Annotated in this window: 21 protein-coding genes and 1 tRNA gene; 10 read left to right on the top strand and 12 right to left on the bottom strand. The window is 60.6% G+C overall.

Annotated features, from left to right (window positions below):
* Positions 1–61 precede the first annotated feature (61 nt).
* Positions 62–1,522 (top strand): aldehyde dehydrogenase, encoded by a 1,461-nt coding sequence (locus tag EII30_RS06195; protein ID WP_199731589.1) that lies wholly within the window; start codon positions 62–64, stop codon positions 1,520–1,522.
* Positions 1,523–1,554: 32 nt separating this feature from the next.
* On the top strand, positions 1,555–3,018 hold the full coding sequence (locus EII30_RS06190; RefSeq protein WP_124886515.1) for an FAD-binding oxidoreductase: 1,464 nt from the start codon (positions 1,555–1,557) through the stop codon (positions 3,016–3,018).
* Between the two features lie 21 nt (positions 3,019–3,039).
* Here the strand turns inward: EII30_RS06190 and EII30_RS06185 are convergent, their stop codons facing one another.
* From EII30_RS06185 to EII30_RS06175, 3 genes are all read right to left on the bottom strand, one after another.
* Positions 3,040–4,038, bottom strand: a complete 999-nt coding sequence (locus EII30_RS06185) for a LacI family DNA-binding transcriptional regulator (protein WP_124886467.1) — start codon at positions 4,036–4,038, stop codon at positions 3,040–3,042.
* A gap of 255 nt (positions 4,039–4,293) precedes the next feature.
* Entirely contained in the window at positions 4,294–4,572 is a 279-nt protein-coding gene (locus EII30_RS06180; protein WP_124886466.1) for a helix-turn-helix domain-containing protein, read from the bottom strand.
* Positions 4,573–4,736: 164 nt separating this feature from the next.
* Positions 4,737–5,609, bottom strand: a complete 873-nt coding sequence (locus EII30_RS06175) for a cyclase family protein (RefSeq protein ID WP_124886465.1) — start codon at positions 5,607–5,609, stop codon at positions 4,737–4,739.
* A 61-nt stretch (positions 5,610–5,670) separates the two neighbouring features.
* Here EII30_RS06175 and EII30_RS09115 point away from each other — a divergent pair, with 61 nt between their 5' ends.
* Complete coding sequence (locus EII30_RS09115) at positions 5,671–6,423, top strand: NUDIX hydrolase (protein ID WP_305029040.1); 753 nt, start codon at positions 5,671–5,673, stop codon at positions 6,421–6,423.
* A 164-nt stretch (positions 6,424–6,587) separates the two neighbouring features.
* Here the strand turns inward: EII30_RS09115 and EII30_RS06165 are convergent, their stop codons facing one another.
* Positions 6,588–7,094 (bottom strand): DNA/RNA helicase, encoded by a 507-nt coding sequence (locus tag EII30_RS06165; RefSeq protein WP_124886464.1) that lies wholly within the window; start codon positions 7,092–7,094, stop codon positions 6,588–6,590.
* Between the two features lie 189 nt (positions 7,095–7,283).
* On the opposite strand from EII30_RS06165, the gene EII30_RS06160 reads away from it, so the two are divergent.
* Both EII30_RS06160 and EII30_RS06155 read left to right on the top strand, forming a co-directional pair.
* Positions 7,284–7,793, top strand: coding sequence for a peptidylprolyl isomerase (locus EII30_RS06160; protein WP_124886463.1), 510 nt, complete (start codon positions 7,284–7,286; stop codon positions 7,791–7,793).
* A gap of 8 nt (positions 7,794–7,801) precedes the next feature.
* Positions 7,802–8,701, top strand: a complete 900-nt coding sequence (locus EII30_RS06155) for a rhomboid family intramembrane serine protease (protein WP_124886462.1) — start codon at positions 7,802–7,804, stop codon at positions 8,699–8,701.
* Positions 8,702–8,782: 81 nt separating this feature from the next.
* Here the strand turns inward: EII30_RS06155 and EII30_RS06150 are convergent, their stop codons facing one another.
* Positions 8,783–9,076 (bottom strand): cell division protein CrgA, encoded by a 294-nt coding sequence (locus EII30_RS06150; RefSeq protein ID WP_124886461.1) that lies wholly within the window; start codon positions 9,074–9,076, stop codon positions 8,783–8,785.
* Positions 9,077–9,239: 163 nt separating this feature from the next.
* On the opposite strand from EII30_RS06150, the gene EII30_RS06145 reads away from it, so the two are divergent.
* Genes EII30_RS06145 through EII30_RS06135 form a run of 3 tightly spaced genes read left to right on the top strand, consistent with a single transcriptional unit; the run spans position 9,240 to position 10,917 of the window.
* A complete protein-coding gene (locus tag EII30_RS06145) occupies positions 9,240–10,037 on the top strand; it encodes a class E sortase (RefSeq protein ID WP_124886460.1) in 798 nt (265 codons plus the stop codon).
* Positions 10,037–10,264: a hypothetical protein gene (locus EII30_RS06140; RefSeq protein ID WP_124886459.1), complete on the top strand. Its 228-nt coding sequence runs from the start codon at positions 10,037–10,039 to the stop codon at positions 10,262–10,264. Before EII30_RS06145 ends, EII30_RS06140 begins: the two co-directional genes overlap by 1 nt.
* Positions 10,261–10,917, top strand: coding sequence for an aminodeoxychorismate/anthranilate synthase component II (locus EII30_RS06135; protein WP_124886458.1), 657 nt, complete (start codon positions 10,261–10,263; stop codon positions 10,915–10,917). Before EII30_RS06140 ends, EII30_RS06135 begins: the two co-directional genes overlap by 4 nt.
* Before the next feature lie 70 nt (positions 10,918–10,987).
* Here EII30_RS06135 and pknB read toward each other — a convergent pair whose 3' ends face one another.
* The 7 genes from pknB to EII30_RS06100 are packed head-to-tail and all read right to left on the bottom strand — an operon-like array spanning position 10,988 to position 20,173.
* The gene (gene pknB / locus EII30_RS06130; RefSeq protein ID WP_124886457.1) at positions 10,988–12,733 is read right to left on the bottom strand and encodes a Stk1 family PASTA domain-containing Ser/Thr kinase; all 1,746 of its coding nucleotides are present in this window, start codon (positions 12,731–12,733) and stop codon (positions 10,988–10,990) included.
* Between the two features lie 57 nt (positions 12,734–12,790).
* Positions 12,791–14,698 carry a serine/threonine-protein kinase gene (locus EII30_RS06125; protein WP_124886456.1) on the bottom strand — a complete coding sequence of 636 codons (1,908 nt, stop codon included), beginning with the start codon at positions 14,696–14,698 and terminating at the stop codon, positions 12,791–12,793.
* A complete protein-coding gene (locus tag EII30_RS06120; protein ID WP_124886455.1) occupies positions 14,695–16,176 on the bottom strand; it encodes a penicillin-binding protein 2 in 1,482 nt (493 codons plus the stop codon). The genes EII30_RS06125 and EII30_RS06120 overlap by 4 nt, the downstream gene beginning before the upstream one ends.
* A complete protein-coding gene (locus tag EII30_RS06115; RefSeq protein WP_124886454.1) occupies positions 16,173–17,564 on the bottom strand; it encodes an FtsW/RodA/SpoVE family cell cycle protein in 1,392 nt (463 codons plus the stop codon). Before EII30_RS06115 ends, EII30_RS06120 begins: the two co-directional genes overlap by 4 nt.
* Positions 17,561–18,838, bottom strand: coding sequence for a PP2C family serine/threonine-protein phosphatase (locus tag EII30_RS06110; protein ID WP_124886453.1), 1,278 nt, complete (start codon positions 18,836–18,838; stop codon positions 17,561–17,563). The genes EII30_RS06115 and EII30_RS06110 overlap by 4 nt, the downstream gene beginning before the upstream one ends.
* A gap of 1 nt (position 18,839) precedes the next feature.
* Complete coding sequence (locus tag EII30_RS06105) at positions 18,840–19,466, bottom strand: FHA domain-containing protein (RefSeq protein WP_124886452.1); 627 nt, start codon at positions 19,464–19,466, stop codon at positions 18,840–18,842.
* On the bottom strand, positions 19,463–20,173 hold the full coding sequence (locus tag EII30_RS06100) for a DUF3662 and FHA domain-containing protein (protein ID WP_124886451.1): 711 nt from the start codon (positions 20,171–20,173) through the stop codon (positions 19,463–19,465). Before EII30_RS06100 ends, EII30_RS06105 begins: the two co-directional genes overlap by 4 nt.
* Before the next feature lie 282 nt (positions 20,174–20,455).
* Between EII30_RS06100 and EII30_RS06095 the strand changes: the two genes are divergently transcribed.
* Together EII30_RS06095 and EII30_RS06090 are read left to right on the top strand one after the other, a co-directional pair.
* Positions 20,456–20,539: transfer RNA gene (locus EII30_RS06095), tRNA-Leu, on the top strand.
* Between the two features lie 58 nt (positions 20,540–20,597).
* Complete coding sequence (locus tag EII30_RS06090) at positions 20,598–21,062, top strand: hypothetical protein (RefSeq protein ID WP_148090562.1); 465 nt, start codon at positions 20,598–20,600, stop codon at positions 21,060–21,062.
* Positions 21,063–21,569: the final 507 nt, after the last annotated feature.

Here is a 21,569-nt window from a genome sequence, read left to right as displayed (position 1 = left end):
CCGCTGCTTAGGCTTGCCGTGGCGTATGCCCGGCACAATCAAAAATCGAAAGGGAGTAACAATGTCACTGCAGATTCCAACCCCGATTGAACAGCTCTACATTGCCGGCGAGTTTACCGCTGGCACCTCCGGTGAGCGTTTTGAGGTGGTGAGCCCCGCGACGGGTGAGCAGCTTGCGGCGCTGCCGGTTCCTTCATCCGCCGATCTTGACCGCGCGGTTGCTGCTGCGAGAGCCGCCCAGCGGCAGTGGCGGAAGCTCTCGGTGTTTGACCGAGCCGCAGTCTGTCACCGCATCGGCGACAAAATCAAGGAGCACATTGAGGAGCTCGCGCTCCTACAAACCTACGAACAGGGCAAGCCGATAACCGAGTCGCGCGCCGACCTAAACGAGGCGGCGGAGCTCTTTCACCTGCACGCGGAGGATGCGAAACGGCTCTACGGTGAGACGCTGCCGTCGAGCGATCCACAAAAGCGGATGCACACCTGGCGGCAGGCGGTAGGCACCTGGGGGATTATCACACCGTGGAACTTCCCGGTTTTGATGTTTGCCGAGTTTGCCGCGCCCGGCCTCGCAACCGGTAACGCGCTGGTTGTAAAACCACCCATCACAACCTCGCTCGCGCTGCTGAAGCTCGCGTCACTGCTGGAGGATGCCGGGTTGCCCGCCGGGCTTGTCAGTATTCTGCCCGGTGAGGGCGAGTTTGGGGCGCAGTTGGTTGCGCACCCGGGCATTGACGCGATCGGGTTTATTGGATCCAGCGCAACCGGCGCGAAAATCCAGGCAACCGCCGGTTTGAAGCGCTCCGTGATGGAGTGCTCGGGTAACGGGCCGGTTGTTGTGCTCGACGACGCAAACCTGGAGCGCGCCGCAAAAGCTGCGGTAGATTCAGCGTTTTACTGCTCCGGTCAGGTGTGTTGCGCAACCGAGCGCGTGATTGTGCATCGGGACGCCCACGACGCCTTCGTTGCGGCCGCCCTCGACTACGCGGAGCGGACGGTGCGGCTGGGGGATCCACTCGCAGAAGAAACCAACCTGGGGCCGCTCAACAATGAGGGAGTCGCTGCGAAAATGGATCGCCACCTGGCGCAGGCTCGCGAGCTCGGCTTCGATATTCTCTGCGGCGGCGGCCGGGCGAGTGGCTACCCAACCGACCTCTACTACAACTTCACGATTGTTGACGGCGTTGCCGAGGATTCGCTGCTGTCGCGCGAGGAATCGTTCGGGCCAGTGCTGCCGATTATTACGGCGGCGGACGACGATGACGCGCTGCGGATCGCCAACGCGGATCCGCTCGGGCTGCAATCGGCGGTGTTCACCCGCGATATTGCCCGCGGTTATCGCTTCCTGGAGGAGATTGAGACCGGTCAGGTGCTGCTAAACGAGTCAAACGGTTGGTGGGATATCAACATGCCGTTCGGCGGCGCGGGCGGCAAAGGCACCGGTTGGGGGCGGATCGGTGGAATGTACACGCTGCACGATATGACGGATCTGCGCACCGCCGTGATCCACATCGGCGACTAGCTAGTTAGGATTGGAGAGTGGCTACAGGCAGCATGATTAACGGCAAAACCTCTCACTGGTGGCACCAGCTCGGGCAGCCGTCGCGGCGCCCGGGCCTGCCCGGTGATCTCACCGTCGATGTCGCGATTGTTGGCGCGGGATTTACCGGGTTGTGGACCGCCTACTACCTGAAACAGGCACGCCCGAACCTGAAAATCGCGGTGATTGAGCAGGAGCACGCCGGTTACGGAGCGAGCGGCAGAAACGGCGGCTGGCTCACCAACTCGATAACCGGCGGGCGGGAACAGTATCTTAAGCAGAGTGGTTTCGCGGCGTTTTTGCGGCGCAGCGGCCTCGGCAGGTTGCCCGGTGGTTTCGGCGGCGGTTTGGCGAGTGGATCCACCAGCGGCCCCGTCTCGCGCGACACCGTCGAGCGGTTCCAGACCCTGTTTAATCAGACGGTCACCGAGGTGATGCGGGTGGCGGAGCTGGAGGGGGTCGACGCCGATATTAAACGCGGCGGCGAGTTCAACGTCGCCTACACGCCCGCCCAGGAGGCGAGGCTGAGACGGTTTGCTGCAGCAGAGCAGCGGTGGCGGTCAACAGACCTGCAACTGCTTGAGGCATCTGAGGCGCGGGCGAAAATCAACGTCGCGGGGACACGCGCGGCGATCTGGCATCCGCACTGTGCCCGGATCCACCCGGCAAAACTGGTTAGCGGGCTCGCGGAGGCTGTTACGCGGCTCGGCGTCACAATCTACGAGGGGACGCGCGCCATAGAGCTTGAGAGCGGGCAGGTTATCACCGATCACGGCACTGTTCGGGCGGATTTTGTGGTGAGGGCGACGGAGGGGTTCACCGCGAACCTGAAGGGGCTGAAGCGGCTGTGGCTGCCGATGAACTCGTCGATGATCGCAACCGAACCGATCGCGCCGGAGATTTGGGATGAAATCGGCTGGCGTGAGGGGGAGACGCTCGGTGATTTCGCGCACGTCTACATGTACGCGCAGCGGACGGCTGACGACCGGATCGCGTTCGGCGGGCGCGGGGTGCCCTATCGGTACGGTTCCCGCACCGACAACGACGGCACAACACAGCCGGTCACCGCGCAAACCCTCGGCGATCTGCTGCGCAGGTTCTTCCCGCAGCTGCAAAACACCCGCATCGAACACCTCTGGTCGGGGGTTTTGGGCGTGCCACGGGACTGGTCGGCGACCGTCGGCCTCGACCGTAGCACCGGCATCGCCTGGGCTGGCGGCTATGTTGGCACGGGTGTCGCCGCAACAAACCTCGCCGGTCGTACCCTCACCGACCTGATTATCGGGGAGCGAAGCGAGTTAACCGAGATGCCGTGGGTGGATCATCGAGCCCGCCGTTGGGAGTTTGAGCCACTGCGCTGGATTGCCACGCGCGGCCTCTACACCGCATACGGGGTGGCGGATCGGCAAGAGTTTGCCGGTCGTAAAACCACCTCGCCCATCGCGAAGATCGCTGACGTGATAACCGGACGGCACTAGCGTTCGACCCGGCCGCCACCGCTAGGTAGATGCGCGCACAACCAGCTCGGGTTTGAGAGTGATCTGCCTGGTTTTGTCACGCGGACGCTCAATCGCGTTTAACAGCAGCTCAACAGAGGTTGCGCCAATTTTTTCGGCTGGCTGCCGCATCGTTGTCAACGGCACAATCGCAAACTCGGCGTAGCTGATGTCGTCGTACCCGATAACCGCAATATCCTCGGGAATCCTAATGTCTTTTGCGAACACAAGCGACTGCAGCATCCCCAGCGCAACCAGATCGTTGGCGGCAAACACCGCGTCGGGACGCTTCTCGACCGGTAGTTTTGCAATCTCCTGGCCGATCCGCTTTCCCTCTGTGACGGTTAGCGCCGTGGTCTCGATCATCCTCAGGGTCGCGTCGGGAACCTTCAACACCGCCTTCGCCGCGCCCTGCCAGCGGTCAGAGATCTGGCTGCTGGTTATCGGCCCGCCGACGAACGCGATCTTCCGCTTGCCGGTACCCAACAGGTGTTCAGCCGCGACTTCACCGCCGTAAATGTCGTCGCAGGCGACGGCGGAGAAGGCGCAGTTTGCTGCCCCGCGATCCACCAAAACAACCGGTGTTTTACCGTCTTTCAGGTGGCAGAGTGGCGACAGGTCATCACCGGTTGGGCTCACCAGAATCCCAGCAACCTGCTGCTCGGCAAACAGCGAGAGCAGCGTGTTTTCACGCTTCACATTCTCGTTGCTGGTGCCGACGAGCACGGTATAGCCGGACTCAAGCGCCCGATTCTGGGCACCCTGCGCGATCTCAGTGAAGAACGGGTTGGTGCCGTTTAACACGATCAGCCCGATTGTGTGGCTTTGACCGTTGCGCAGCTTCCGGGCGGCATCGTTGCGCACGTAGCCGAGCTGCGCGATCACGCTTTGCACGCGCTCTCTTGTCTCCGGGCTCACCTTCTCCGGAGTGTTTAACACGTTTGATACTGTTCCAACAGATACCTGTGCGCGCCTTGCTACGTCTCGAATGCTTGCGGTCATACGGCTTCTAACAAATGTTCTACGGACAGATACTCATATTGTAGCTGTGTCAAAACCAGAGAGACGGCGTTTAAACGTTTCATAAAACTTTCTGTGCGCTATGAGCGAGGCCGCATCTGCGACTTCCCGCGGGCAAATCCCGTCCCAAGCCCGAAATACCCGATCGGGCATTCATTATTGAACCGTTTCAGCGGTGGGCGGATCCGTCAGCCCCGCACCCGCTTTAGTTGAGGCGCAGCTCCCCCTCTTGCCGTGTTAACGTGCTTGAGCTTCGTTAGGTCCATGGTTACCGCCTGTGGCAGTGACGAGGCGCAGCCCGAGCGCGTTCGCGGAGGCAATCACCGCGCCGATGCTGGGGGAGCCGGCGCCGCGCTCAATATCGCGCAGTGTTTTATCGGAAATACCGGCCAGATCGGCGAGTTCCTGCTGGGTGAGTCTGTAGCTTTTGCGGGCACTACGAATCGCAGCACCGATGGCGGCCGCGTCACTGTACGCAGCGGACGGGCTCGCGGTTTCGGTCACTGACTGTGCCATTGTGTTCACCCCGCAATCTGTTTCGGAAACATTCTTCGGATTAGGGTTGTATGCACAGCTAATCTACCGCGATTTAGGCAGTTTCGGTAGTATTCTTCGGAAATTCGGGCAAATAGGCGATACTAGGATGCTTTAGCTTACTAATCCGAAATATGTTTCCGATTTTAGCGAGTCCGAAAGACAGCGCGAACGGGCGAACCATCGCAGCCGTCAAGACACAATGGCAGCGCGATAAGCTCGCCATAAACCGCCTGGGTGGCGGGCTCGTCGGCGGATCCGGAAACTCCCGAACCAGCAGTGGAGTCACGCACCAGCTGGTTCAGGCCGCGGAGGTTTTCGAGGATGAGACCGTTACGACCCAGCCAGAAATCGTGAACCGGGAGAGCCGGAACCGCTCCGCACGCGGTTACCGCACCCGGGTTAGCCTTGGCTGGGCGTGAGTCCTCAGCGCTCGCAGAGTCAGCGCTCGCCGAGTCTGGGCTTGCGGTGTCGGTTCCGAAAACCGTAACCCCAAGTTCGGCGAGCAGCCGCACCGTGCTTAGCGGCACAGCGGGGTGAAGAAAGTACCGGTCGATACCCCAAAAGCGGCACCAGTCAAAGGAGAATAAAACAGCGGAGGGGCCGCCAGAACCAGCGTCGGCGGTTGAGCCGCCAGATCCGCCAGAGCGAGATCCACCACCGCCAACACCGCCGCCGCGAAAACCACCAAGAGCCTCCCGCACACGGTGGGAGAGAGCCGCGTCGGCAATCTCGGGCGGGGAGGAGTCGGATCCACCCCGCAATAAGTCGGCGGCGTTAATCACTACGGCCTCGCAGATTAGCCGCGCTGGATCGACCGCGCTGACCGTCGGAGCACCGGGAACGGTGTGGCTCGGGGCGTCGAGGTGTGTGCCCGTGTGGCTGCCGAGGCTGAGCTCGGTGACCGCGCAGCCGTCGCTTGCGATAGTCGCCGCAGCAGCAAAGCGCACCGCCGGATCGCCCGGGTAGACGGGCATTCCCGGTGTGATCGGGTGGCTGAGATCGAACAGTTGCGACACAGCCTAATAATATCGGCACGCGCTGAGCTGTCACACATACAAAACCGATAGAGTTGAAGACATGGATATGAGGGTTGCAGCTTACGCGGTGATTGAGCGCCGCGGTGAAGTTCTGCTGACCCACTGGCGACGTGGACACATGCACGGATGGACGCTGCCCGGCGGAGGCATTGAAGAGGGCGAGGATCCACGTGACGCGGTTGTGCGCGAGGTTGCAGAAGAAACCGGGCTAGAGGCGAAGGTTGGGAAGCTGCTCGGCGTTGATTCGCGAGTGATGGTCAGAGAGGATGTTGGTGACGGGGAGGACCCGCGCCTGCACACGATCAGAATAATCTATCGGGCAAGGGCCGTTGACGGGCCGCTGATTAACGAGGTTGATGGATCCAGTGACGAGGCGCGCTGGGTGAAAATCTCGGAGCTGAAGAACATGCGGACACTGTCGCTGGTTGAGACCGGGCTGAAGTTTGCGGGCGTTATCGGGTCACCGCGATCCCGCCGCCGCAAACGCTCCGCGCTCGCCAGCAAACTGCACCTGAAACACGGGGGAAGGCAGTGCGCCAAGTACGCGCACAAGCAAAACGGTGGCAAACAGAACGGCGCTAAACAAAACAGCGCCAAGCAGAACAGCGCTAAACAAAACAGCGCCAAGCAGAACAGCGCTAAACAAAACAGCGCCAAGCAGAACAGCAAAGCGAACGGCGGCAAGCAGGGCGCGAAGCAGGCGCAGAAACACACCGTGAAGAACGGTGCGAAGGCGGCGCACGGATCCGCTGGCAAGGCCGCTGCGAAGCACAGCGTCAGAAACAGCAAATAGCGGGGCGGATCCACCAGGCACCGGGTCGATTTCGGTAAGGGCGCTGGCTCGCCAGCAAATAGCAAGCGGGGGCGATAGCCACGCTACCACCCCCGCTAAACGACTAGATCCGCTTAGGCTGCCAGCCTACACAGACAGCCTGGAACAGCTCTGACGCAGTCAGCCTACTCAGCTGACTCTGGAGCCACCCAGACGTCCTCATCGTCACGGAATGCCTGCCACAGTGAGTAACCGACCGCGGCCGCAGCTCCCAGACCGAGCAGCAGCGCAAAAACGCCACCGATTCGGCGACCACGACCGGACTTCTTCACCAGGCCGCGATCCTTACCAAATTTCTTCAGCGACTTCGCGAGATCCTTCTGATCCGCGTTCTCGAGGGTCGCAACCGCTTTGGTCAGCGCTGCACCGGCAACCGGGGTAACGCGGTTACCAACCCGACCGAAGAAGCCCTTAACCGCGCGAGTGCTTGACTCAACGGTTGGGCGAACAGTCTCGTAAGCGTTAGAAACCCGCGGTGCAATGTGGGTATCGCTGATGCTGCGAGCCTGGCGACCAGCCTCCTGCAGCACAGATCCGGCATGACCGAGCACAACGCGTTGCTCGTCAGCTACCTGGCCAGTGAGCTTGCGCAGCTTCTTCAGCGCCTTACGCTCTTTACGTGTTAATGCCATAAGTCTTCCTCCAAACGAGTTGTAGATTGCTCGTACCTCAACGGTACACGGTCAAACTGAACAATATCTAAGTTTTTCCGGAGTTTTAGGCGCAAAACGCGCAAAAGCATCGCCGCTGGGGCAGAAAAATATCCGCGGGCTGGGCGGATCCGCACCCAAACGCCGGAGCCGCAAAGTAGACTAAGAGCCATGACTATTCCAACAGCAAAAGCAACTATCTCAACCAATCACGGCGACATCGTCATCAACCTGTTTGGGGATCACGCGCCAAAAACAGTGAAGAACTTCATCGACCTGGCAGAAAAAGACTTCTACAAAGGTGTTATCTTCCACCGCATTATCCAGGGTTTCATGATTCAGGGCGGCGACCCAACCGGCACCGGCATGGGCGGCCCCGGATACCAGTTTGATGACGAGATCCACCCGGAGCTGAGCTTCAACCGTAAATACCTGCTCGCGATGGCGAACGCGGGTAAGCGCCGTGACATGATGGGGCGGATCACCGGCACCAACGGATCCCAGTTCTTCATCACAACCAGCGAACCAGGCTACCTGAACGGCAAGCACACAATCTTCGGCGAGGTTGCTGACGACGCATCGAAGGCGGTTGTTGACGCGATCGAGGCCGTTGAGACCGGCGCGCAGGATCGTCCACTCGAGGACGTTGTGATGAACAGCGTCACAATCGAAGCCCTCTAAGCACGCCTGTGAACCAGCCTCAGTACGGCGAAAAAGCGCAGTACGGCCCCAACGACGTCTGCTATCGGCACCCGCGCTCGCCGAGTTTCACGCTCTGCCAGCGCTGCGGCAAAACCATCTGCGTTGACTGCCAGATTCAGGCGCCGGTGGGGTTGCTCTGCCCGGACTGTCAGCGTGAACTGCAGCCGCCTGTGAGCGGGCAGGTTGCGCGAAAACTGCGCACAACCGGTAGGAGACTCAGCAGCGACTCGCGCCCGATTGTGTCATACACGCTGATCGGACTGTGTGTGCTGCTGTGGCTTGGGACCCTCAACATTGGCGCGCTGCGGGAGGCGCTGATTTACGCGCCAATCCACTCAACGCCGTTCGCGTTTGAGCCGTGGCGGATGATCACAACCACCTTCCTGCACGCAACCGCGGGCCCCTACCACCTGCTCGGCAACATGGTGACTCTGCTGCTGTTCGGGCCTGCGCTTGAGCGCGCGCTCGGCAAACTGCGCTTCATCCTGCTCTACCTGCTTTCCGGGTGGGGCGGATCCATCGCCGTTATGCTCTGGTCGCTCACAAGCATCAACACTCTCGCGTTCGTGCCGGTTGTTGGCGCCTCGGGAGCAACCTTCGGCATCCTCGCGGCAACGGTTGTTGTTTACAAGCGGCTCGAGATTGACGCGAGGTTCCTGCTGGTGCTGCTCGCGATCAACCTCGGGATCGGGTTCTTGCCCGGCAACAATATTTCCTGGCAGGCGCACGTTGGTGGCCTGCTCGTTGGAGCTGTGCTGATGAGCGGTTTTGCGCGCGGGCTCACCCGCAATTCGCGGGCGCAGTGGTTTGTTTGTGGATCCGTGATCCTCGCGTCCTTCGCGCTCTGCGGTCTCTACTACCTGCTGGTGCAGGGCAGTATCGGGTAGCGTAGACAAAGCAACGGGCGGGTGAAAACACCCGCCCGTTTTGCTGTTTTTAGGTCTCTCGCCGGACACTAGCGGCGGGCACTATCGCCAGCGCGTTGTCATCAGGAACCCGACCATGATCAGGCCGAACCCGACGAAGATGTTGCCGTTTCCGAGCTGTGGGATTGGCAGCGCCAGGTTTTGGCTGGTGATGTAGTAGAGCACGATCCAGACCAGGCCGAGCAGCATAAAGCCAAACATAACAGGCTTGAACCACACCTGGTTTGGGGCTGGCTCGCCGGTAGCACGGGCGTGCTCGGCGCGCTCGATCCTTGCCGCACGGCGCTCAGCAACCGCCTTTTGACGTTTTGAAAGCTTGTTATCATCTGCAGACATACCTAACATCTTAACCCGAAAATCTCATAGCTGGCTATTAAACCCCGCTAAAAGCTCCGAAAATGCGGCACGATCGGGCAATCTCGCTGGCCACCCGAGAAACACCCGCGCGGCAGCCTAAGCGGTTAGGCATATCGCAAGCTAAGCCCACTAGTATTGAAGAATGGCAAAAAAACGTGCTCCTTTGAGCCCCTTCACCGTTATCGGCGAGCTGCTGCTCGTCGGCGGGCTCGCGGTGTTCGGTTATATCCTTTGGCAGCCGTGGTACACCTCGACGGTTGTTGCTGCCGCGCAGAGCGAGATTGCGGGCGAGATTTCAGACCAGTGGGCGAAAGAGACTGATGAGAGTGCGGATCCGCAAGACACCGCCGTGATCACCGATCCGAACCTGGTGCCTGCTGCTGAGGTTCCCGGCTACGGCGAAACCTTTGGGGTGCTCTATGTGCCGGCGTTTGGCGGCACCTACGCTAACCAGATTGCGACCGGAACCCGCGGCGATGTGCTGGATGATTCAGCGCGCGGTATCGGTTACTACGAGGGCAGCGCAGCGCCTGGCGCGGCGGGTAACTTCGCGGTTGCCGCGCACCGCTCCGGTCCGCTGACAACGCCGTTCCACAACATCGACTTTTTAAAGGTCGGCGACCCGGTGTTTGTTGAGACGAAAGAGGGCTGGTACACCTACCGTTTCCGGTCCGCCGAGTATGTGCTGCCTGACACCCGCGACGTGTTAAACACCTTCCCGCGGGTTGCTGAAACCGGTCAGACACCGAGCGAGCGGATCCTGACGTTCACAACCTGCAACCCCAAAACCTTCGGCTGGGATGAGCGGATGATCGCCTACAGTGTTTTTGAGAGTTTCACGCCGCGCGCCGCGGGGGTGCCAGCCGAGCTTGCGGAGCTGAACCCAAACCTGGTTACCGCTAACGGCGGTAAGGTCAGCGAGAACGGAGACAGAGCGTAGTGTTTTCACTGATTTGGCGATTCTTTCCAGGGCCAGGCTGGTTGCGGGCGCTGGTGATTTTGGTTGTGCTCGCGCTGCTCGTGTGGGCGTTGATGATTTATGTTTACCCGCTGGTTGCGACACTGATCCCGAGCCCCGTCTCAGAGGTTGGTTTGGGGTTGAGCGGCGGCGAGGTTAGCGGCGGTGCCGTTAGCGGCAGCGGTTTGAAAGGCAGTTACGGAGTATGACAGACAGCGCCGAGACAAAGATCCTGGTGATTGACAACTATGACAGCTTTGTTTACACGCTCGTCAGCTATCTCGAACAGCTCGGGGCAAAAACCACGGTGATCCGCAATGATGCTGTGGCGGCGGATCCGGAATCGCTGCGCCGGGTGCTTGCGGAACATGACGGGGTGCTCGTCTCACCAGGCCCCGGCAACCCGAGTGAGGCGGGCGTTTCTATCCCGGTGATTAGGGCGGCAGCGGACATTGCGAAACCGATGCTCGGGGTTTGCCTCGGCCACCAGTCGCTCGGTGAGGCGTACGGCGCAACCGTGACGCACGCTGAGGAGCTGATGCACGGCAAGATTTCACACGTCAAACACACCGGTGATGACTTCTTTCACGGTGTGCCGGAGCGGTTTACGGCAACCCGCTATCACTCGCTCGCGGTGGTCAGTGACACCGTGCCCGCGGAGCTGGTTGTGACGGCCGCAACCGAGAGCGGCATTATTATGGCGATGCGTCACCGCGATCTGCCGCTCTACGGCGTGCAGTATCACCCGGAGTCGGTGCTCACCGAGTTCGGTTACCAGCAGCTCGGCAACTGGCTGGAGCTGGTTGGGTTAACCGGCGCGTCCGCAAAGGCTGCCGCGCTCACCCCGATTATTGAGGATTAGCGCCCCTCGCAGACTGCGGCGGTGTGGTCGCGGATCCATTCCCGCCTGAATCGACTGGGCGAGTTTGCGGCTAGTCTTCCTCTGCCGGCGGCGGTGTTGGCACCGCGGTCGGTTCAACGCCGGTGCAGTAGACGATGTTCACTTCGCTGCCCTGCGGCTGTTTGCCGACGAGTGACTGCTCGACGATCGGCAGTGACGGATCCGTCACCTCACAGGCGCGCGGCACCGGTGTCACGATCAGGCCGAGGCTGCCGAGCAGGTTGCGTGCCGCCTGCAGGCTCTGCCCTTTAACGTCCGGGATTGTCACCATGCCGCTGGCAACCTGCACCTTGACGGAGCTGCCCTTGGTTAGTTCTTTCCCGGTTTCTGGGTCGGAGCTGAGGATAATTCCGGCGCCGACGGTTGGATCGTCCGCCTCCGTTATCTGCCCGATTTTCAGGCCGACGGCGGCAAGCGCGGCCGCCGCGTCCGCCTGTGTCATGCCGACAATGTTTGGCACAGCAACCGACTCGGAGCCGGCGGAGATAAACAGCGTGACGGTGTCACCCTTGACGAGGGTTGTGCCGGCAGCGGGGTCGGTGCGGATCGCCTTCCCCTCCTCAATCTCGTCGCTCGCCTCTTGAATGGGCACGACTATTAGGTCAAGGTCCTCAAGCATGTCAATGGCCATTTCCTTTTCGACGCCGACAACGTCGGGCACGAGCCGGGAGTTGGCTGGCACAACTTCGCGGCCAGCAAAGTTGAGCGCCCAGAATGCGACGGCCGCAACCATTGCGACGATTGTGACAACGGCAGCCCAAATCCACAGCACCGGTGGACGTGACTGGTTGCGTGCAGGGGTTGTGTCGGCGAGCTGCTGCAGCGCCATCTCTGATTCTTGGGCGCTGCCCCCGTCAAGCAGTGAGGTGTCTTCGTCGGCGCCACCCGCGAGATCCGGCATCTGACCGGCGGCGGCGAGGCGTAGCGCCTCCCGGAACTCACCGGCGGTTTGGAATCGGCGGTTGCGATCCTTCGCGAGGGCGTGCAAAATAACCCGGTCAAACGGGGCGGTAACGCGCTCGTTAACCTTGCTCGGCGCAACCGGTCGCTCACTGACGTGCTGGTAGGCGACCGCAACAGCGCTGTCACCACGGAACGGCACCTTCCCGGCAACCATCTCGTAGAGCATCACGCCGGTTGAGTAGAGGTCGCTGCGCGAGTCAACGGTTTCACCCTTCGCCTGCTCGGGCGAGAAGTATGCGGCGGTGCCGAGGATTGTGGTTGTCTGCTGCAGCGTTGATGAGGTTTCGGAGACCGCGCGGGCGATTCCGAAGTCCATCACCTTCACGCGACCCTTCGAGGTCACCATAATGTTCGCCGGTTTAATATCCCGGTGAACGATCCCTGCACGGTGTGAATACTCGAGCGCGTCAAGCACATCGTAGGTGATCCTGGCAGCCTCGTCGAGGCTCACCTCACCGGACGCGAGATACTGTCGCAGGTTCTTGCCGTCAACATACTCCATCACGATGAACGGGATCTTTTTCGCGCCCGCCGCCGTTTGAATATAGTCGTCTCCGGCGTCAAGCACCCGCACAATCGACTGATGTGACATTCTGGCGGCCGACTGCGCCTCCTGCCGGAACCGCTCAATAAACGCCTCGTCGCCGGCGAGGTCGGCCTTCATAATCTTAATCGCGACGGTGCGACCGAGCTTGGTGTCAACACCCTTATAGACGGTCGCCATTCCACCCTGGCCAATAAACTCTTTAACCGTGTAGCGGCCAGCCAAGATTCGCCCGGAACGGGTCTCCGTGGTTTCTTCTGTCTCGGTCATTTCTGCCTCATCGGTGTGGTTTACTGCTGTCGGGTGCGGACCCGCGGTGCTTTGCTGTTACTCGTTCTCGCCGCTGCCGCCGCTGCCGGATCCGCCGTTACCGGATCCGCCGTTGTTGCCGCCCTGGTTGGCTGCGGTCACGGTGACGGTGGTTGCCTGTGACCAGCCGGACTGGCGATCACTAATACCCTCGCGGCCACAAACAACCGCGTAGCTGATGTTGATGGTACCGGCTCCGGTTGCGCGCACGGTTGTGCTCAGACCGGTGCCCGGTTCGCTAACCAGCTGGCCGCTGCCGGTAACCTGCACCTTGTACGCCTTCACCGAGGTGCCGGCAACACAAACAGCGCTCTGATCGGTCCAGGTGACGTTGAACTGCTCACCCTCTTTGACGGTTGCTGGCGCGGTTGGCACACCGGCCGGCTGCGCAGCGTCACCGTAGCGGGTGTTAATGCTGAGCGTAATCGGGGTTGTGAACGCAACATCCGAGCCGGTTGGTGAAACAGCGCCGACGAGGTCAACGAGTGAGTCCTCGGCTGGCTCACCCTGCACACAGGAAACATTGGTGAAGCCGAGCTGGGCGAGTTCAGCGCTCGCGGTGACACAGTTCTTGCCGATGTAAAGGGCCGGGTCAATGGTGCCGCTGGTTGGTGCGGCTGGTTTCTCAGGGGTTTTCTTCTTGGTGGTTGTGGTCGTATCTGAGGTGTTTGTGTCAGTGTTGTTGCCCTGCTGTGACATCACCGCGTAGAGGGTGCCGCCGCCGATCAGCAGCAGCAGCGCAATCAGGGCAACCAGCGGCCAAGTCCACCGTGATCGCTTCTTTTTTCCTTGCGGATCCGCCTCAGCGGCTGCTTCGTCACCACCGTGCAAGCCCAGCGCGGCAATACCGTCGGCCTGCTGACCGCCCGGCTGTGCGGGGGAGTTTGCCTGGGTTGGCGCAAACACCTGGGTTGCGTCGTCTGCCGCGTTCGCTGCGGCGGCTCCCGCCCCTGCGGCACCGAGGGCCGCGCCCGCTCCGGCGGCAACGGCTGTCTGCGGCATCACAGTGGTTGCTGCGTCATCAAGGTTTTGTGCTGGCATAACGGTGGTTGCCGCCTCTGCCTGCTTGCCAAGCACCGCAGGCACAGCGGCCGCCGCGGCGCTAATATCGCCGCGGTGCAGGGCGGTTGCCGCCTGCGCGAGTTTCGCGGCGCTTCCTGGGCGCTCCTCAGCGGTTTTTGCGAGGGAGGCGTAAACCAGGTTCCGCACGGGTGCGGGAACGGTTGCTGGCAGTTCAGGCGGGGTGTCGTTGATCTGCGCCATCGCGATCGCAACCTGCGAGTCGCCGGTGAACGGGCGCTTTCCGGCGAGGCACTCGTAGGCAACAATGCCGATTGAGTAAATGTCGGTTGAGGCTGTCGCCATCTGGCCGCTCGCCTGCTCTGGGGCGAGATACTGGACGGTTCCCATCACCTGCCCGGTTGCTGTTAGCGGCACCTGGTCCGCGATCCTGGCGATTCCAAAATCTGTGATTTTTACTCGACCATCGGGTGTAATCAGTAGGTTGCCGGGTTTGATATCGCGGTGGACGAGCCCGGCATCGTGTGCTGCCTGCAGGGACGTTGCGGTCTGTGCGACGATGCCCAGGACGCGATCCGCCGGCAGTTTACCCTCTCGCTCGATGATTGACGAGAGCGGCTCTCCGGGCACAAGCTCCATCACGATGAATGCGGAGCCCTGTTCTTCGCCGTAGTCGTAGACGTTCGCGATGCCCTCGTGGTTGACGAGCGCGGCGTGCCTCGCCTCGGCGCGGAACCGCTCTAAGAACCCGGGATCCCCCATGTACTCGTCTTTTAGGATCTTAATCGCGACGGTGCGGCCGATGATGCTGTCGTTTGCTTTCCAAACCTCCCCCATGCCGCCGACCGCGATACGAGAGCTCAGTTCGTACCGTCCGCCGAAAGTAATGCCCGCTGTTGGTCTCATTGGTTAAACACCGCTTCCATCACTCGCTTACTAATGTTTGTTGGGATGTCGTAACTTGACCCCTGGTAGTTGTGGGTCACACCGCCGCCGTCTTCAACAACGACCGCGATTGCAAGTTTTTTGTCGTCCTTTTCTGCAAACCCGGTAAACCAGAGGGTGTACGGGTTCGGTTGCCCGTTTGCTGCGGTGCCGTTTTCTGCTGTGCCGGTTTTCCCGGCGACGGCCACACCATCAATCGCGGCAAGTTTTGCTGTGCCGTTAGCGTCCGACACGGTTTTGCGCATCATATCACCCAGCACGGACGCGGTTGACTCAGAAATCGGGTTGCCGAGCACGGTTATTTCGCTCTCTTGTTCGGTGCGCAAATCGGGGCTGATGACCCGGTCAACGAGGGTTGGCTCAACCATTTTACCGCCGTTTGCGATGGTCGCTGAGACAATCGCCATCTGCAGCGGTGTTGCCCTAACATCGAGCTGCCCGATTGCGCTGAGCGCCTTTTGTGCGTCACCGTTCGGGGTTGGTGAGGCGCTCGCTGTCACCCGCATCGGGATTGTGAAGCTCTCATCGAAGCCGAACGATTTCGCGAGGTCTGAAACAGCGCCCGCCTCCATTGAGATCGCTAATTCCGCAAACGGAATATTGCACGAGCGGATCAGTGCGGTCTCCAGGCTAACCTTGTCACCGTTTTCACAAACCCCCTGTGAGGCGTTGCGCATAACACTGGAGCTGCCCGGCAGGGTGAGCTCTGCTTTATCGTCGAAGGTGCTGCTCGCGGTTGCTTTGCCTGATTCGATTGCGGCGGCGGCGGTCAGCAGTTTGTAGGTTGAACCGGGGTGGTAGGTGTCTCCGGCGATTGCGCGGTTAACCAGTGGCTTGCCCGGGTCCTCTTCGAGTGCCTGATAGTTGGTGATAATCGTGTTGTTGTCGTTGCCGGAGAGCAGGTTCGGGTCGTAGCTCGGGGTTGAGACGAGCGCGAGAATCTTGCCGGTTTCGTAGTCCATGACAACGACGGCACCGCGCATCTCACCGAGTGCCTCGTAGGCTGCCTGCTGGGCTACCGGGTCGAGGGTTAGCTCAACGGAGGATCCTTGCGGATCCTGCCCGGTGAGGATACGGCTGATCCGGTCAAAGAACTGTGAATTGTGCAGACCGCTGAGCTCGCTGTTGAGCGCCTGCTCGATCCCGGTGGCTCCCTGATAGTTAGAGAAGTAGCCGGTGACCGGGGCATATAGCGGCCCGTTCGCGTATTCGCGACGGAACTGGTAGAGGTCGTCGGTTGGGACGGCCGTGGCGATTGGCTCCCCTCCCACGAGGATTGTGCCGCGCTCCACCTTGAAAGCGTTGCGGGTTGTTCGCTCGTTGAGTGGGTTAGCGCGCAGTTCGTCCGCCTGTACAACCTGCACCGCTGTCAGCGCAACAAACAGTGCCACAAACATTAGCAGCACGGTGCGGGTGAGATTCTTCAGTGGTTTGTTCATGCGCGAATCACCAGCTTAGGTTTGTTTCGGACTGCGTTTGACATACGGATCAAAAGCGCCGAAATAATCCAGTTCGAAACCAGCGAGGATCCGCCCGCGGCGAGAAATGGCGCGGTTAGACCGGTGAGCGGGATCAGGCGGGTAACACCGCCGATCACAACGAAAACCTGTAGCGCGAGCGTGAACGCGAGTCCGGCGGAGAGGAGTTTGCCGAAGTCGTCGGAGCCGGCGAAGCTGATGCGCAGGCCGCGGCCAATGATCAGCAGGTAGCAGAGCACAACCACGAAGATGCCGACGAGGCCGAGCTCTTCTGCGAGGCTCGGGATAATGTAGTCGCTGCGGGAGAGAGGCGTGATCTGCGGGTAGCCGGCGCCGAGGCCGGTGCCGAGGGTGCCGCCGTTTGCCATGCCGAACAGACCCTGCACGAGCTGGTAGCTGGCGCCCTGTGCGTCACGGAAAGGGTCGAGCCAGTTTGCGAAACGTGAACCGACGTAGGGGAGCAGTCTGGCTGCGAGCAGTCCGCCGCTGACGAACAGCACACCGCCGAGCAGCACCCAGCTGACCCGGTTGGTTGCAACGTAGAGCATCGCGAGGAACAGGCCTAGCACGAGCACCGCTGTGCCGAGCTCGCGCTGCACAACGAGCACAGCCATCGCGATTGCCCAGACGACTAGCAGCGGATCGAGGTCACGGCCGCGCGGGAATCGCATCGGGCCGATTTTTTTGCCGACCATTGACAGCGCGTCACGGTTCCGCACTAGATACCCGGCAAAGAATATAGCGAGGCAGATCTTGGTGAGCTCAACCGGTTGGAAAGAGTATGGACCGATGCGGATCCACTGCCTAGCGCCGTTGATTTCTTGGCCGAGACCGGGAACCAGCGGCAGCAGCATGAACAGCAGCGCGAGCAGTCCGAATATATACGTGTATCGGTATAGCACCAGGTGGTTGCGCACGAACCACAGCACTATCGCGGCGATTGCGATTGCGACAATCGACCAGACGATCTGGCGGATGCTTGACGAACCGAAGCCGATCGGGTCGGATCCGCTGGTGTCAATGCGGTAGATCATGGCGATGCCGAGGCTGTTGAGGGCGACGGCGAGGGACAGGATGAGCGGATCCGCGTCAGGGGCGGTGTGCCGCACGATCAGGTGCAAACCGACCACCGCTGCAATATATACCGCTCCGGGAATTAACAGCGTTGTGGTGATGGTTTCGTAGACGGTGAGGTCGATGATGATGACCGCGGCAACGCCGATTGCTAGCGCGAACAGGGTGAGGAAGAACTCCATCATGCGCAACAGGTGCGGGGCACGCACGGCTGTGATGCGCGAGAGGATTGTCTCACTGCGCTGGGAATCTGCGAAGCTGCGGTCGGTTGTCATTCGCTGCTTCCAATCCGGGTGACGATTTCACGGGCGGCGGGCAGGGAGCTCGCCGTCAGTGTCCGCTCAACCTGGCGGCGCTCGTAGGCGCCGAGGCTGGTGAGCGGAATGTCGGTGTCTTCGGTGACACTGTAGAGCTTGATCGGGCCGAGTTCTTGTCGCACGCCCTGGTAGATGACGACGCTGTCTTCGTCGGCACCCACGAAGTACTGGGTTTGGGTCCAGCGGTAGCCGAGCAGGATAATACCGAGGATGACGAGCGCGCCGAACACGGATCCTAGGATCCAGAAGATTCTGCGCCGCCAGTTTTGCCGCTTGGTTTCTGCGATCAGCTCGGCGAGGTACTCGTCGACGCGCGGCTCGAACTGGCTTTCGGCGATAACCGGCGGCTTCCGCTTTGGCCGGCGGCGGCTCATAATCCGCGCACGGGCGGTGTTTGTGGTCTCAAGATCGCTCTTGCCGTTGGCGGCGGATCCAACAAACCGCGCCTTTGGCAGCGCGGCGGTGCTCTGCGGCCCGGTTGCGTTGTCAACCTCTGCCGCTGGCACCTCGGCGACGCGGACGAGCGCGACGGTGACGTTGTCGGGGGCGCCGTTTTCGAGGGCGCGGTCGATGAGTATGTCGACGCCGCTTTGCAGGTCACCGGTGTCGGCGATGTCGGCGGCGATTACTTTCTCGTCAACGTAGCCGCAGAGTCCGTCAGAACAGAGCAGGTAGATGTCGCCCGGCAGCGGATCAATCACCTCGGTGTCAACGTTTGGCTCGGTGTCGACGTTGCCGAGCACGCGCATCAGTACGGAACGCCGCGGGTGGGTTTTCGCTTCTTCCTCGGTGATTTGGCCGCTGTCGACGAGGCGCTGCACGAAGGTGTGGTCGCTGGTTAGTTGGCGCAGTTTGCCGTCGCGGAAACGGTACAGCCTGGAGTCGCCGATGTGCGCAACACCGAGCTGGTCTTTGATTGTGAAGAACCCGGTGAAGGTTGTTCCGAGCCCGGCTAGTTCTGGGCGTTCAGCGGCTGTGTCTGAGAGTTTCCGGTTTGCCGACAGCAGCTGATCCTCCAGCGCCGCGGCTGCCTCGCTCGCGGTTTCGAAGGGGCTGGTGTCGATTTCGGCGACGTGTTTGGTGGTTAGCGCTGAGGCGACGTCACCGCCGGCGTGGCCGCCCATGCCGTCGGCGACGAAGAACAGCCGCACCCCGGCGAACCCGGAGTCCTGGTTGTTGCTGCGCACCATTCCAACGTGCGAGCCGATTGCGCTTTCATACTTGTATGTCACGTTATGGCCTCAGCTCGAAGGTGGTTGTGCCGATTGTGACGGGCGTGAATGTTGGCAGCGGCACGGTGCCGGTGATGCGTTTCCCGTCAACCTTGGTGCCGTTTGTGGAGTCGAGGTCGGTCAGCTCCCAGCCGCTGTTTGAGCGCCCGTTTTCTGAACGGCTCAGCTGCGCGTGCCGGGTTGAGGTGTATTCGTCGACGATCACCAGCGTTGACTGCGGTGACCGGCCGATTGTCACGGTTTCCTCGTCGAGGGTTATCGCGGTGCCGTTTGCAACACCGGAGGTGATCATCAGCGTCCGCGCGGGGCCTGCTGTGCCGGCGCTCGGCAGCTCATCAGCTCCGAGGCCCGCACCGTATCCGGCGGTGTCGCCCGCTGGGTCTGGGTGGGCGGATCCACCCACCCCCTGCGCGGGGGTTGTTGGGGAGCTAACCTGCCCGGCGGCGGCGAGCTGCGGGGCGGGAACCCCCTGCGGCGGGGTGTTACCTGCGCCGTTGCCACGATCCTGCAGGCGCTTCACGGGGGCACCAAACAGGTCGCTGCGCAGCGCGTACATCACTGCGAGCACGAAAATCCACAGCACCAGCACGAAGGCGAGCCTGAGAATCAGGTAGGTAAGTTCGGTCATGCACCCTCCCAAAAGCCGGTCTTTGCTTGAGGTGTTGTGGTTTCGGGAGCTGGCACGAGGCGGTAGCGCAGCGCAGTCTCACCGATTGTGATGATGGTCTCTGGCTGCAGCTGCACCTCGCGGAACCGCTGCCCGTTAATCTTTGAGCCGTTGGTGGATCCGAGATCCCTCGCGATAACCCGTTTCCCGCTCCAGATAATCTCCAGGTGTTTGCGGGAGGCGCCGGCGTCTGTGATGCGGATTTGCGCGTCGGTTCCGCGGCCGACGGTCTGTGAGCCCTGGCGGAGCAGGTGGCGTTTGCCGTTAACGTCGATCGCAGGAACCCAGGTGACTTTGCTGTCTGGTTTGTGGGCGACAACCTCGATTGTGCCTGCGGTGATGAAGTTTTTTGGCGCGATTGTCGTGACCGCGGGGCCGAGCAGATGGTAGCCCTGCTGGTTTGCGTGCCCGATGATGACGTTCTCTAGCTCGTCGCTGAGCGTAGTGCCGAGGGAGGCGAGCCGGTCGCTGTCGGCCTGTGACATCTGGATTGTGAACTGGTTTGGCGCGAGCACACGGTCGCGATCCACAACATAGGAGTTGATGTCCATCTCACGCTTGATTGCGGCAGCGATCTCTACCGGCTGCACCCCGCTTTTGAAGGTGCGGGCAAAGGCGCTGTTGACGGCGCGTTCGAGACCGCGTTCAAGGCTGCTCATAAAGCCCATGCGGTGCTCCTTCCGTCGTAACTGTTTTGCAATTTAGGGACTTTGCGCCCGGAGGCTTGCTGGTGTTTTGTGCACGCCAGCAGCGCCCCTGGCTGTTTTTGGGGATAATGGCACTTTACCGCTCTAACCTCAAAAATGCACAGTTTTAAGCCCGCTTTTAGTGAATTGGTATGAGGTTGTTACATAGTGGCTCGCGGTGCCTACCGCGTTTCGCGCAGCAAAAGTTGTGTTCTTCGCGGTTATTTGATACTGTTTGATGGTTGTCAAAATGAATTGGCAGACGCGCGAGTGGCGGAATTGGTAGACGCGCTGGCTTCAGGTGCCAGTGCCCGCAAGGGCGTGGGGGTTCAAGTCCCCCCTCGCGCACAACCTGAATCATCTCTAAAACTGGCCTTGATCGGTGTTTTTGCCTTGGGGAGCAGCAGTGTTCGAGATCCGCCCAACCGGTCGCATGAAGTCTCTGATCCTGGCCCTCATCTTTGCCGCGGTGATCGCTGCGGCTGTCACCCGCTCATGGCTGGTTTTGGCTATCTGCGCGGCAGTGGTTTTGCTGGTTACTGTCTGGTGGTGTTTCTTCGCCAAAATCTCACTGACTGTGACCCCTGGGCGGATCCGCATCCTCGCCCCGCTATACAGCCGCACCGTCGAGCTTGGCTCCGATACCGAGGTGAGCCTGAAAACAGATGACGGCGTAAACCACGGTCTTGTCAACTGGCCGATCACCGGACGAGTGAGCTCACCCGCTGGTTTGCGTCTCAACATGGGTGGATCCGGCACCGCCGTGACCGTGCGCGGTGCGGCGGGGGAGCTGGTCACCGTCGTCTTTTGCGACAGCGCTGCTGCGCAAGACTACGCGGACACTGTGAAAGAGGCTGCGGGGCGGTTGTAGTTGTCTGCGCCGAGGAATTTCTCTCTTGGTGGGGCGATTTCCATATCGACTTTCACGGCATCGATCGATTCTACTAATCCCGCAACCTCCTGATTCTATATAGTTTAGGCGGGTCTATCCAGTCCAAGTGCTATAAGCCGTGGTGTCGCCAATGATTGAGCTATCTAGAAGCCCAGACTCTTGATATTCTACAAATGTGTGTTTTTGCACGCCTTGGCAGGTGGATTGAAAGGTGCCATGATTGGCTATTTTTAATCTAAGCTCAATACATACTGTAAACCCCGGTCAGTTTGGTTATGCGGACTGTTGTCAGTTCTGAAAAATTGTGAAGTTGTGAATAATGTTTAACGCAAGAAGCTCTATCGATGAGGGTCTAATGCACTTGTCACGTTGCCTTAATCCGATTATTCAGGAGGGTCTGGCCTGACCCCTGTTTTTAGATCCGGCTGTTTTTAGAGTCCAGAATGTAGACTGCCAGCATTAACTGGCATCACTTGAAAGGACAAC

The sequence above is a fragment of the Leucobacter sp. OH1287 genome, assembly GCF_003859945.1.
In the GTDB taxonomy this organism is placed as follows: domain Bacteria; phylum Actinomycetota; class Actinomycetes; order Actinomycetales; family Microbacteriaceae; genus Canibacter.
The sequence above is the reverse complement of the archived record's forward strand: the minus strand, read 5'-3'. Positions and strand labels throughout refer to the sequence as shown.

Excerpts from the sequence above, each read along its gene's own strand:
- EII30_RS06120 (WP_124886455.1), bottom strand. The coding sequence starts at position 16,176 with ATGAACAAACCACTGAAGAATCTCACCCGCACCGTGCTGCTAATGTTT.
- EII30_RS06195 (WP_199731589.1), top strand. The coding sequence starts at position 62 with ATGTCACTGCAGATTCCAACCCCGATTGAACAGCTCTACATTGCCGGC.
- EII30_RS06165 (WP_124886464.1), bottom strand. The coding sequence starts at position 7,094 with ATGGCATTAACACGTAAAGAGCGTAAGGCGCTGAAGAAGCTGCGCAAG.
- EII30_RS06160 (WP_124886463.1), top strand. The coding sequence starts at position 7,284 with ATGACTATTCCAACAGCAAAAGCAACTATCTCAACCAATCACGGCGAC.
- pknB (WP_124886457.1), bottom strand. The coding sequence starts at position 12,733 with ATGACCGAGACAGAAGAAACCACGGAGACCCGTTCCGGGCGAATCTTG.
- EII30_RS06180 (WP_124886466.1), bottom strand. The coding sequence starts at position 4,572 with ATGGCACAGTCAGTGACCGAAACCGCGAGCCCGTCCGCTGCGTACAGT.
- EII30_RS06105 (WP_124886452.1), bottom strand. The coding sequence starts at position 19,466 with ATGACCGAACTTACCTACCTGATTCTCAGGCTCGCCTTCGTGCTGGTG.
- EII30_RS06150 (WP_124886461.1), bottom strand. The coding sequence starts at position 9,076 with ATGTCTGCAGATGATAACAAGCTTTCAAAACGTCAAAAGGCGGTTGCT.
- EII30_RS06100 (WP_124886451.1), bottom strand. The coding sequence starts at position 20,173 with ATGGGCTTTATGAGCAGCCTTGAACGCGGTCTCGAACGCGCCGTCAAC.
- EII30_RS06125 (WP_124886456.1), bottom strand. The coding sequence starts at position 14,698 with ATGAGACCAACAGCGGGCATTACTTTCGGCGGACGGTACGAACTGAGC.
- EII30_RS06115 (WP_124886454.1), bottom strand. The coding sequence starts at position 17,564 with ATGACAACCGACCGCAGCTTCGCAGATTCCCAGCGCAGTGAGACAATC.
- EII30_RS09115 (WP_305029040.1), top strand. The coding sequence starts at position 5,671 with ATGGATATGAGGGTTGCAGCTTACGCGGTGATTGAGCGCCGCGGTGAA.
- EII30_RS06190 (WP_124886515.1), top strand. The coding sequence starts at position 1,555 with ATGATTAACGGCAAAACCTCTCACTGGTGGCACCAGCTCGGGCAGCCG.
- EII30_RS06185 (WP_124886467.1), bottom strand. The coding sequence starts at position 4,038 with ATGACCGCAAGCATTCGAGACGTAGCAAGGCGCGCACAGGTATCTGTT.
- EII30_RS06135 (WP_124886458.1), top strand. The coding sequence starts at position 10,261 with ATGACAGACAGCGCCGAGACAAAGATCCTGGTGATTGACAACTATGAC.
- EII30_RS06145 (WP_124886460.1), top strand. The coding sequence starts at position 9,240 with ATGGCAAAAAAACGTGCTCCTTTGAGCCCCTTCACCGTTATCGGCGAG.